This window comes from Nocardia sp. NPDC003345 (assembly GCF_053589395.1).
Map to the genome: position 1 here is coordinate 1 of NZ_JBSFRU010000220.1, position 11,185 is coordinate 11,185.

The window sequence follows — 11,185 nt, forward strand, 5'->3', positions numbered from 1 at the left end:
GATCAACCTCGCCACCGCGGACCTCGACGGTATGTTCGACCGGCTCCAGGCCGGTGACGCCGAAATCGTCCAGGAACCCACCGATCAGCCGTACGGAATTCGCGACTGCGCCGTCCGTGATCCTGCCGGGAATATGATCCGCATCCAGCAGATCGGCTGAGCGGGCCGGAGAGCGCCTGCCCTGTGCGGTAGCGCCGGCGGTGAAACCTTCGATACCCGAGGGTGGGCGCAACGAAAAAATGTCACCGCGTTCTGATTGGATCGACCGGACGGTGGCGGCGCGGCCGTGCGGCCCGAGCAGCAGAGGGAGACCAGGAGACCAGATGAGTATGGCCACGAAGACCGTGCGGCAGACGTCCGAGCCGCACCTCGCCGACAGCCACGATCTGATCCGCGTGTACGGCGCGCGGGAGAACAACCTCAAAGATGTCAGCGTCGAGATCCCGAAACGCCGGCTGACCGTATTCACCGGGGTTTCCGGGTCGGGGAAGAGCTCCCTGGTCTTCAGCACCATCGCCGCCGAATCGCAGCGATTGATCAACGAAACCTACAGCGCGTTCATTCAGGGCTTCATGCCCAACCAGGCCCGCCCCAACGTCGACGTCCTCGACGGCCTCACCACCGCCATCATCGTCGACCAGGAACGCATGGGCTCCGACCCCCGCTCCACCGTCGGCACCGCCACCGACGCCAACGCCATGCTGCGCATCCTGTTCAGCCGCCTCGGCACCCCCCATATCGGCTCACCCCAGGCCTTCTCCTTCAACGTCGCCTCCATCAGCGGCGCCGGCGCCGTCACCGTCGAAAAAGGCGGGCAGACCGTACGCGAAAAACGAACCTTCAGCATCACCGGCGGTATGTGCCCCCGCTGCGAAGGCCGCGGCTCGGTCTCCGATTTCGATCTCACCGCCCTCTACGACGACACCAAATCCCTCAACGACGGCGCCCTCACCATCCCCGGATACAGCATGGACGGCTGGTACGGGCGCATCTTCCGCGGCTGCGGCTTCTTCGATCCCGACAAACCCATCGCGAAATTCACCAAGAAACAGCTCAACGACCTCCTCTACAAAGAACCCACCCGCATCAAGGTCGAAGGCATCAACGTCACCTACGAAGGCCTCATCCCCAAAATCCAGAAATCGTTCCTGTCCAAGGACCGCGAAGCCATGCAGCCGCATATCCGCGCCTTCGTCGACCGGGCCATCACCTTCGACCGCTGCCCCGACTGCGGCGGCACCCGCCTCAGCGCCGAGGCCCGCTCCTCCAAGATCAAGGGCATCAATATCGCCGACGTCTGCGCCATGCAGATCAGCGACCTCGCCGACTGGGTCCGCGACCTCGACGAACCCTCGGTCGCCCCGCTGCTCACCGCCCTCGGCGAAACCCTCGACTCCTTCGTCGAGATCGGCCTCGGCTACCTGTCCCTGGAACGCCCCGCCGGCACCCTCTCCGGCGGCGAGGCCCAGCGCACCAAAATGATCCGCCACCTCGGCTCCTCGCTCACCGACGTCACCTACGTCTTCGACGAACCCACCATCGGCCTGCACCCGCACGATATCCAGCGCATGAACGAACTGCTGCTGCAACTGCGCGACAAAGGCAACACCGTCCTCGTCGTCGAACACAAACCCGAGGTCATCGCCGTCGCCGACCACATCATCGACCTCGGCCCGCGCGCCGGCACCGAGGGCGGCCAGGTGATGTTCGAAGGCAGTATCGACGGACTGCGCGCCAGCGACACCCTCACCGGGCGCCACCTCGACGACCGCGCCACCCTCAAATCGGAGGTCCGGCCCTTCACCGAAGCACTGCAGGTCCGCGGCGCCGACACCCACAACCTGCGCGACGTCGACGTCGATATCCCGCTCGGCGTGCTCGTCGTCCTCACCGGCGTCGCCGGATCCGGTAAGAGCTCCCTCATCGGCAGCTCCGTCACCGGACTCGACGGGGTCGTCACGGTCGACCAGACCCCGATCAAGGGCTCCCGGCGCAGCAACCCCGCCACCTACACCGGCCTGCTGGACCCCATCCGCAAAGCCTTCGCCAAAGAGAACGGGGTCAAACCCGCCCTGTTCAGCTCCAACTCCGAAGGAGCCTGCCCCACCTGCAACGGCGCCGGCGTCATCTACACCGACCTCGGCGTCATGGCCACCGTCGAATCGCCCTGCGAGGAATGCGAAGGCCGCCGCTTCCAGGCCCAGGTCCTCGAATACACCCTCGGCGGCCGCAATATCGCCGAAGTGTTCGAAATGTCGGTCGCCGAGGCCGAGGAGTTCTTCGGCGCCGGCGACGCCCGCATCCCCGCCGCGCACAAAATCCTCGACCGGCTCGTCGATGTCGGCCTCGGCTACATCAAACTCGGCCAGCCACTCACCACCCTCTCCGGCGGCGAACGGCAACGCCTCAAACTGGCGACCCAGATGGCCGACAAGGGCGGAATCTACGTCCTCGACGAACCGACCACCGGCCTGCACCTCGCCGATGTCGAAAACCTGCTCGGCCTGCTGGACCGCCTCGTCGACTCCGGCAAATCGGTGATCGTCATCGAACACCACCAGGCGGTTATGGCACACGCCGACTGGATCATCGACCTCGGCCCCGGCGCCGGCCACGACGGCGGCACCATCGTCTTCGAAGGCACCCCCGCCGATCTCGTCGCCGCCCGCAGCACCCTCACCGGCAAGCACCTGGCCGAATACATCGGCGCCCGATAGGCAACGTGCAGGGGAGTAGCCGGGTGGACCCTCCGGAGGTCCGCCCGGCTACTCCCGTCAGCGCGTGAACGTCCCGAGACCGCCCGTATCGTAGAACTCCAGCCACAAGCGGTCGCCGTCGAAACGCGCCTGCGACACCGTGCCCGGATTCGCACTCTCACCATTCGGCGAGAAGACGAACGTGTCACCCTCCCAGTGCCGGAGCGGAACCGTCACCCGGCCCGGACCCAGCGTCAGGAGCAGAGCACCCTCGTCATCGGCCGCCACCGTCGCCGGACCGTAGTAGTCGTTCCCGTACACACCCGTATAGGTGTCCAGTGGTTGCGCCGGCGCCGCATCGCGCGGCGGCGAAGCCCCCACCAGCTCACCGGTAGGGGCGTTGATCTGCGCGAACGCATCCCGGTACAGCTCCCACCAGTCCTGGCGTACCTCTCCGAACTGCACGAGATCGGCGAATTCGGCGTTCAATGTCTCGGGCACCCCGACCGGCGCGGCGTTCGTCAGCGTCACGATCCCCACATCCGCCGACGGGATCACCGTGAACGCGGTCGCCGCGCCCCCGTTGAATGCCCCTGAATGACTCAGCACCACGCGGCCCGCAGGTGAATCGTTCACGTTGAATCCGAACCCGTAGGAACCGGCCCGCGCGGCCGGAGCGCCCGGTGGCACCGATACCGCCTGCGGGGACACTGCCGGGAGCAAGGCCTCCGGGGCGACCACCTGATTGCCCTCGAACGAACCGTCCGCCAGGACCATCGTCATCCACCGGGCGATATCGCGCACCGAGGAATTCACTCCACCCGCGGGGGACTGCGCGTCCGGTTGCCGGCCCTGCTCATTGCGGCGATACGTGCCGTCCACCAGGACATGCCCGTTCGCCCGGTCCGGGGTAGCCAGGAAATCGTCGTACCGGGAGCTGGTCGACCCCATCCCCAGCGGCCGGTACAGCGACCGCTCCGACAGTTCCGCCCACTCCGTATCCGATGCCTCCGCCACCGCCGTGGCCGCCGCGGTCACCCCGAAGTTGGTGTATTCGTAGGAGTCCCGGAACGGTCCCAGCGGCAGCAACCGCAGCCGTTCGAGGATGCTCGCGCGATCGAATCCGAGATCCTCCAGTTCGTCTCCGGCGTGATCGGGCAACCCGGACCGATGCGCATAGAGATCGCCGATGGTCACATGGTCGCTGACATAGGGATCGTTCAAGGCGAACCACGGGGCAGGCTCCCGGATCGGCGTATCCCAGCGGACCGCGCCCTCCTGCACCTGCCGTGCCACCACGGTCGCCCCGATCGGTTTGGACATCGACGCCAGCTGGAACACTGTTTCCGGATCCACCGGGAGCCTGCTGACCACGTCGCGGACGCCGAACCCCTTCTGATACACGACCTTGCCGTCGTATACGACCGCGACCGCCATTCCCGGAATCCCCGTCGTCCGCATCAGTTCGTTCGCCCGCTGATCGACACGATCGAGAATATGCTCGACCCGGCCGTTCGGTATGGCGACGCCCGCCGCTTGTGCGGGCCCGGCGGAGTCGTCGTCCGGCGCGGCGGTCTGGGCGGTCGGCACGGGTTCGTCACTCCCACATCCGACGACGAGTCCCGCGGCCGTCACCACCGCGATACCCATCGCTACCAGCGGACGTCTGCGCATAGCTCGCCTCCGGAGGTCGTCGCTGACACGAGCCCAGTCGATCCGAGCCTAGCCTCAGCGCTCGGTCCCATCCGAGAACCGCGGACGTGCCGTGTCGGGCAGCCTGTCCGCCTTTGATGCCTCGGGATCCATGACTCCTTCCCCCAGCCCGAATTGCGTCACAGTGACGATATTGCCGCTGATAATCCGGGCGACGAGGGGAGTGGGCCGACGCTTCCCGGAGCGCGATGCGCCCGTCACGAGGCTCGACCCTCGGCCATCGGCCCGCCGGTATACCGAGGTCTCACGGGGTTCGCACACGAGCACCCGCTGCGCCTGACGGTCGACAGCCGCTGGAAGCCGGTCGGCGTTTTCGGCAGTCGTGAGTTGACATAATCATGCACCGCGAATTCATTCGGGCGCAGACGGGCTTCCGGTTCCCGGATGCACGGCCTTCAACGCCGTGCGATGGCGACCATGCGGGCCATTACGTGTGATCGCCTGGAAGATCAGCCGATATGTCCACCTCGGAAACCGAACCGCACCAAAACGCCGATAATCTACATTATGTCAACTAGGCTGCGCGGGTCCCTCCCTCAGGCCTTCCAGCTATCCGGGACCCGGCCGTCGATATCGGTGAAGCCGTACTCTCTCGCCAGCTCGGCCGTGGTCACCGACCGCTGATTCCAGCGGTCGCGATGCGGATCGGCGGCGACCGCCGCCACAGCCCGCCCGATGAAGCGCGGCGACTCCGATGCCGCGAACCCCGGTGGTGCCGTCGACAGGCCGCCCGGGCGCTCGGACAGGGCGTCACGCCAGGTCGTTTCGGTGACGTGATAGTTGTCCAGCATCATCTCCGACCGCAGCCAGCCCGGCGTAACGGCTATCGCGGTGCCGCCGTACCCGGCGAGTTCGTGCCCCAGTGCGAAGCCCAGCCGGTTCACGGCCGACTTCGCCAGGTCGTAGTACGCGGAGATCCTATACGCCGAGGCGTTGTGATCCCGGGTGCCGTCTGTGACCTCGACCAACAGCCCGCCCGGCTTCGTGACCAGTAGTGGCAGCAGATGATGGGCCGTGACGAGATGGGTCTCGACTCCCAGCCGCAGTATCCGCAGCCCGCGATCGAGGTCGTGCTCCCAGATCGGCGTATTCCACTCGGCCGGTGCGCCCTTCAGTTTCTCCGCGCCCCAGATATCGTTGACCAGGATATCGATGGTGCCGTAGTCGGCGCGCAGCCGCTCGGCCAGCCGTCGCACCTGTGCGCTGTCGAGATGGTCGACCTGGGCCGCCACTCCCCTCCCGCCCAGCCGGGTGACCAATTCCGCGGTTTCCTCGATCGTCTCCGGGCGGTGGTAATCCGACGCCGTACCTCCCCGACGACTGCTCCGGCCGGTGCAGATCACGGTCGCGCCCGCTTCCCCGAGCCCGGCGGCGATCCCCCGCCCCGCACCCCGGGTCGCGCCGGCCACCACCGCGACCCGGCCGGACAATGCCCGCTGATCAGCTGATGCGCCCATCCTCAGAGGGTGGCCGCACCCGGTTCGACGGTCAAGGTCCGTGTCGCCGGCATGCGCGGCGCCCTTCTCCGGCCGGGCCCTCCGGAGCCCGTGGGCTCAGATGGGAAGCGGTGCGGAGGGCGGAAAACTCACCGGCAGTGACGCGAGTGCGCGGTGGAACGGCCCCGCGCGCCATTGCAGTTCCTCGGGAGCGCAGGCCAACTCCATTTCGGGTAGGACGTCGAGGAGTTGCTCGACGGCGACCTCGGCGATCATGCAGGCGGGATCCTTCGCCGGGCACCGGTGGGGTCCGGCGCTGAACGCGAGATGGGAACGGTTGGCTTCGACGTTTCCGGCGCCACGGATCGCGGGGTCGGTATTGCATGCGGCCATACTGATCAGGACGGGCTGATGAGCGGGTAGCCAGACACCGTCGACGAGGGTGGGCTGGCGCGGGTAGCTGATGCAGTAGTTGGCCATCGGCGGGTCGTTGAACAGTACGTCGTCGAGCGCGACGCGGACCGATCGGCTACCGCCGAGCACGTCACCGGCGAAGCGCTGGTCGGTGAGGATCAGCCGCAGGGCGTTGCAGATCAGGTTCACGCCCGGTTCGATTCCGGCCGCGTACATGGTGAGGAGCTGGTCGATCAGTTCCTCGTCGCTGAATCCCGGGGCGTGGGCCAGCAGCCGGGTGGTGATGTCGTCGCCGGGGGTTTCGCGTTTGGCCGCGATCATCGCCGAGAAGGCGTGGAAGATCTTCGCGTTGATGGTGTCGGCGTCACCGCCTTCGAACATGGCCGCGAACGCTTCGACGAGCTGGGTGGCTGCTTCGTCGGGGCAGCCCATCATGATGTTGAGGACATCGAACACCAGCGGGAACGCGTACTGTTGCAGCAGTTCGGCCGACCCGTCGCCGCAGAAGGCGTTGACCAGCGGCAGGGCCCGTTCGCCGACCATTCGGTGCAGGCCGTAGGGATCCACCCCGGCCAGGGCCGCCACCGTCGGCTGCCGGTATCGGGCATGTGTGGTGCCGGAGTTCCGCAGGGCGTTGAGCCGGTATTCCATCATGCTCTTGACGGGGCTCTCGGGCGGCAGATCCTGCTGCCAGGCGCGCGGGTCCGCGGGAAACCTGTCGGGGTCGTTGAGGATCTTGACCGCGGCACCGTGTCCGATGACCAGGGTCGCGGGTACACCTTCGGCCAGTTCCACCGGGACGAGCGACCGGTGCACCTGCCGCATCTGGGCATAGATGCGATGGGGGTCGGCCGCGAATTCCTGGGTGTACAGGGCGAACCCGGCAGCGCTTCCCAAGGGCGATCCGTGTACGACAGGGCGGGCGCTGAGGTTCTGGTCAGTGGTCAACGATGTTGCTCCATGAACTTCCGGGTCGATTACTCTGATTCGTTCTGATGAGATTGCGCGCGGGTGAGGTCGGCGCCTGCGCTCGTGAATCTCGGGGTAAAGGTCGCAATGACTGTAACCGAGAGTGCGCCGTAACAATCTGCGTGCGTTGCGATTTGGCGCATATGCGAAGTGGCCGGTGGAAGCGAGCACTCGTCATCCTCCGCCGCGTCGCGCGCCCGGCCGTGTACCCCGCCGTCGCGCCGGGGCGGGGTACACGGGAGGTCAACGGCCGCGGAGGTACACCGGCAGGTGGGTGTGCCCGTTGGCGATGAAGCTGGCGTTCGTGGCGATCGTTTCGGGGTCCACCGCGAATGCGAGATCGGGGAAACGTGCGAACAGAGCCGGGAGTGCGATCTCGGCCTCGAGGCGGGCCAGGGGTGCGCCGAGGCAGTGGTGGGCGCCGTGACCGAACGACAGGTGGTCCTTGGAGGTCCGTGTCGGGTCGAAGGTGTCGGGCAGGCCGGGGTGGATCGCGGGGTCGCGGTTGGCGGGTGCGAAGCTTGCCAGGACCGCGTCCCCCTGCTTGATGGGTGTGCCGTCGATATCCGCGACCGCGTAGCGCAGGGGCAGGTGGGCGACCGGTGGCGCGTAACGCAGGGTTTCCTCGATCACATCCGACCAGGTGACCTTCCCCGTGCGGATGGCGGCCAGCTGTTCGGGGTCGGTGAGCAGTATGTAGATTGCCTGATCGAGCAGGTTGACGGTTGTTTCGAAGCCGGCGCTGATCATCAGCAGCAGTGTGTCGGCGAGTTCCTGCTCGGTCAGCCGGTCGCCCTCGTCGTCTCGTTCCGCGATGAGTGCGCTGGTCAGATCGTCGCCGGGTTCTGTCCGCCGGCGTGCGATCAGTTCACCGAGTGTGCGCTGGAACTCCATATAGTTCTCGACCGCGTCGCGGGTGGGGGTGCCGGAGAACAGTTCGTCGACGCAGACGCGTAGTGGAGGTTGCAGGTCGTGCGGGACGCCCATGAGTTCGGTGATCACCCGGATCGGCAGGGGTTCGGCGTACGCCGCGCGGATATCCACCGCCGCGTCGGCCGGTCGCTCGGCGAGTGCGTCGAGCAGTTCGGTGACGAGGGCTTCGATCCGGGGTTTCATGATCTGGGTGCGCCGGTTGGTGAACGCGGGGGCCACCAGTTTGCGCAGGCGGCGGTGCTCGGTCCCGTATGCCGTGAACATGTTGCGTACCGACACCCAGAGGGCCAGCGGCCAGTCCGCCGGGATCTCGCCGTTGATGAACGCGGGCCAGTGCTGGTGGGGGTCTTTCGAGATGAGCGGGTTGGCGAGGAGTTCGCGCAGGATCGTGTAGTCGGTGATCGACCAGGCTCGCACGCCGCCGGGTAGCGTCACGGGCACGATCGGTCCGTGTTCCCTGAGCCGCGCGGCCTCACCCGCGATATCTGCGCCGGTGACGTCGAGGACTATGGGCGCGACGGTGTCGGTCTGGGGATCGGTCATAGGTTTTCCTTTACGCGGGGCTGATATAGCGGGCTGAGACAGACGGGAGGGGCGGCGGGTCGGTGAGCGCGGTGGCCGCGGAGTGCGCAACGCTTCCTCCTCCCCTGCCTATCCGAGCATCACATACTCTCCGGGATCGCGCCTTCCGAAGTGCGGACCGAAATGCGTTTGTGCACAATTGAATTGCTCGTGCGATGCCGGTGTTATCGGCCCGGACACCGGACGACGAGTCCGGTGTCGATCGTGAGCGCCGGGTGGCCCGGGCCGCTCGGCGTCTGTTGCCGGGCCTGTCGGTGTGGAACCGCGGTCGTTCGGTTCAGGCGATCGGGTCTTTTCCCCCCTCATCCCCGGTGTCGGCCCGCACGACGACGGCGGTGACGTTGAACCCCATGCCGACGTTGATCAGCAACCCGTACTCACCCGGTGCCATCAGGCGATGGTCCTGAATGTGCGCCAGGTTGGCGAGCAGATCGCCGGCACCGAGGTGGCCGGTTTCGCTGGTCAATTCGAGTGGTCGTGGCAGCCCTTTGGGTAGTGCGGGGTAGTAGACGCGGCGTAGCAGGGTGCGGCCCAGTCTGCTGAACGCGACCAAGCGGATCGCGGGGTCATCCGGTTCGAGTCCGGTGGTGCCCAGGACGTCGGCGACAGCGGTTGAGATCGCGTTTCGCATTGCGGGGATCGCGGCGGGGTTCAGGACCTTTTCCACGGGTTCGGAGCCGGAGGTGGCGGTGGGCTGGGAGAACTGCAATTCGGTGTCCGGTCGCCCCGCCGAGGCGATGGCCTGGACCACCAGCGGGTGCGCGCGTCGATCCAGTACGGCGGCTGTCGCGCCGTCGCCGAGCAGGATCCCCTGGCTGCCGTGGCGCACCCACCTCGTATGCGGGTCGTGGTCGAAGATATCGCCGGTCGCGATCAGCGCTGTCCGGTAACGGCCGCTGTTCAGCATTTCGGCGGCCAGTTCGAGCGCGATGGCGCCGCCACCGGATTTCTGCTGGATGCCGATTGTCACCGCCTCGTGCGAACCGATCAGCCGGGCCAGGCGGGTATGCGGGATGGGCATGGCGTCGCCCTGGTCTTCGAGCCAGGCGTAGATCACGAGGTCGATCTCGGATGGTCGATGACCGCTGCGCCGCAGGGCGTCGACGGCGGCGGGGACCGCGAGATCTGTGACGGGGTCGCCGTCGCAGACGGGTATCCGCCGGTATCCTTCCAGGTCGCATATTTCGGCGTCGTCCTCGTCGATACCGGCGCCCCGTGCGGTTTCGCGCCGTTCCGGCAGGCAGGTGGTCGCGGCGGCGATCCCCACCGCGAGTGTGGTTCTCGCGGTGGTCTGCGTGGCGGGCCGGGTCTGGGTGGATCTGGTTATCGCGGCGAGTATTCCCATTAGATGGGCGTACCCGAGGATTGTTCCGCGACGATTTGTGCCAGTTCGCCGACGGTCGCCGCGCCGAATACCGCTTCGTCGTCCAAGACGATGTCGAAATGGTCTTCGATACGGGTGAGAATCCGCATGAATCGTACGGATTCGATATTGGGCAGTTGCTCGATGACATTTTCGAGCCGAACTGGTGTCTTCAATTCTTGGGCGAACAGATCGCACACGGCGACGCCTGCTGTTTCGGTGGAGTACGGCATGGTCGGCTTCCCTCGATCAGTTCGTGCGGAGCGGTGGGTCTTGGCGCATGGATTCGAAGCGGCGGCATGCCAATTCGATCCGATTGACGTAGCGGCCGATTCGGTCCTGTGCTTGCCGTCCGGCCGGGCCCAGGTCTGTCCGGTCGAGCAGACGCAGGTGCCGAATGTATGGGTTGATGACGGCGTCGATATGCATGCGGCTGGTGTAGACGCCGGCCTTGATGAATTGGCGCGACAACGCGGCGAAGTCCGGTATCTGCTGGGCCGGCCCGCCGAAGACGGTGATCACGTCGCAGAGTGCGACCATCGCTTCCTCGGGGTCGATTTCGAGTGCGGCTTCCACCAGGTTTCGGTAGAAGATCATGTGCAGATTCTCGTCGGCTGCCAGCCGGGCCATGATGCGGTCACAGATCGGGTCGTTGCTGAGCATTCCGGTGTTGCGGTGCACCACACGAGCTTGCAGTTCCGACATGCTGAGCATCATGATGGTGCGCAGCACCCCGTCGCCCTCGTGCGCGCTGACGTACCCGTTCGCCATATGCGCCATCCGCGCCCGTTCCAGCGCGACGGGGTCCACGGCCCGGGTGGTGTGCAGATAGTCCCTCAGCACCACGGAGTGCCGGGCTTCTTCGGCGGACCATTGGCGCACCCATTCGGCCCAGGCGCCGTTGTTTCCGTGCGAGGACAGGATGGTGTAGAAGTAGCTCGGCAGGTTGTCTTCCCCGAGCAGTCCTACGATCAGTGAGGCTCGTGCGTGTTCGGACAGCCTGCTCTGACCCGGCTCCCAGGGGTCGCCTCCGAGTGGACCGTCGAAGTTGGAGCCCTCGCTCCACGGAACGAATTGAT

The 11,185-nt window shown here is 66.4% G+C and carries 9 protein-coding genes; 2 read left to right on the plus strand and 7 right to left on the minus strand.

The window, feature by feature from the left end; all coding sequences use genetic code 11:
• The coding region (locus ACWDU1_RS21890) for a VOC family protein (RefSeq protein ID WP_450001055.1) at nucleotides 1-160 on the plus strand (160 nt) is incomplete at its 5' end.
• A 163-nt stretch (nucleotides 161-323) separates the two neighbouring features.
• Nucleotides 324-2,717, plus strand: a complete 2,394-nt coding sequence (locus ACWDU1_RS21895) for an ATP-binding cassette domain-containing protein (RefSeq protein ID WP_450001041.1) — start codon at nucleotides 324-326, stop codon at nucleotides 2,715-2,717.
• 57 nt (nucleotides 2,718-2,774) lie between these two features.
• Here ACWDU1_RS21895 and ACWDU1_RS21900 read toward each other — a convergent pair whose 3' ends face one another.
• From ACWDU1_RS21900 to ACWDU1_RS21930, 7 genes are all read right to left on the minus strand, one after another.
• Complete coding sequence (locus ACWDU1_RS21900) at nucleotides 2,775-4,370, minus strand: serine hydrolase (protein WP_450001043.1); 1,596 nt, start codon at nucleotides 4,368-4,370, stop codon at nucleotides 2,775-2,777.
• Nucleotides 4,371-4,945: 575 nt separating this feature from the next.
• Nucleotides 4,946-5,866 (minus strand): SDR family oxidoreductase, encoded by a 921-nt coding sequence (locus tag ACWDU1_RS21905; RefSeq protein WP_450001045.1) that lies wholly within the window; start codon nucleotides 5,864-5,866, stop codon nucleotides 4,946-4,948.
• Nucleotides 5,867-5,962: 96 nt separating this feature from the next.
• Nucleotides 5,963-7,156, minus strand: coding sequence for a cytochrome P450 (locus ACWDU1_RS21910; RefSeq protein ID WP_450001046.1), 1,194 nt, complete (start codon nucleotides 7,154-7,156; stop codon nucleotides 5,963-5,965).
• Nucleotides 7,157-7,471: 315 nt separating this feature from the next.
• Entirely contained in the window at nucleotides 7,472-8,704 is a 1,233-nt protein-coding gene (locus ACWDU1_RS21915; protein WP_450001047.1) for a cytochrome P450 family protein, read from the minus strand.
• Between the two features lie 316 nt (nucleotides 8,705-9,020).
• On the minus strand, nucleotides 9,021-10,088 hold the full coding sequence (locus ACWDU1_RS21920; protein WP_450001049.1) for a ketoacyl-ACP synthase III family protein: 1,068 nt from the start codon (nucleotides 10,086-10,088) through the stop codon (nucleotides 9,021-9,023).
• Complete coding sequence (locus ACWDU1_RS21925; protein ID WP_450001051.1) at nucleotides 10,088-10,339, minus strand: acyl carrier protein; 252 nt, start codon at nucleotides 10,337-10,339, stop codon at nucleotides 10,088-10,090. Before ACWDU1_RS21925 ends, ACWDU1_RS21920 begins: the two co-directional genes overlap by 1 nt.
• Nucleotides 10,340-10,355: 16 nt before the next feature.
• Nucleotides 10,356-11,185: acyl-ACP desaturase (locus tag ACWDU1_RS21930; RefSeq protein ID WP_450001053.1), on the minus strand; the 830-nt coding region annotated here is incomplete at its 5' end.

Bases quoted from the DNA above. Each gene is read 5' to 3' on its own strand.
- ACWDU1_RS21900 (WP_450001043.1), bottom strand. From the start codon at position 4,370: ATGCGCAGACGTCCGCTGGTAGCGATGGGTATCGCGGTGGTGACGGCC.
- ACWDU1_RS21895 (WP_450001041.1), top strand. From the start codon at position 324: ATGAGTATGGCCACGAAGACCGTGCGGCAGACGTCCGAGCCGCACCTC.
- ACWDU1_RS21920 (WP_450001049.1), bottom strand. From the start codon at position 10,088: ATGGGAATACTCGCCGCGATAACCAGATCCACCCAGACCCGGCCCGCC.
- ACWDU1_RS21905 (WP_450001045.1), bottom strand. From the start codon at position 5,866: ATGGGCGCATCAGCTGATCAGCGGGCATTGTCCGGCCGGGTCGCGGTG.
- ACWDU1_RS21915 (WP_450001047.1), bottom strand. From the start codon at position 8,704: ATGACCGATCCCCAGACCGACACCGTCGCGCCCATAGTCCTCGACGTC.
- ACWDU1_RS21925 (WP_450001051.1), bottom strand. From the start codon at position 10,339: ATGCCGTACTCCACCGAAACAGCAGGCGTCGCCGTGTGCGATCTGTTC.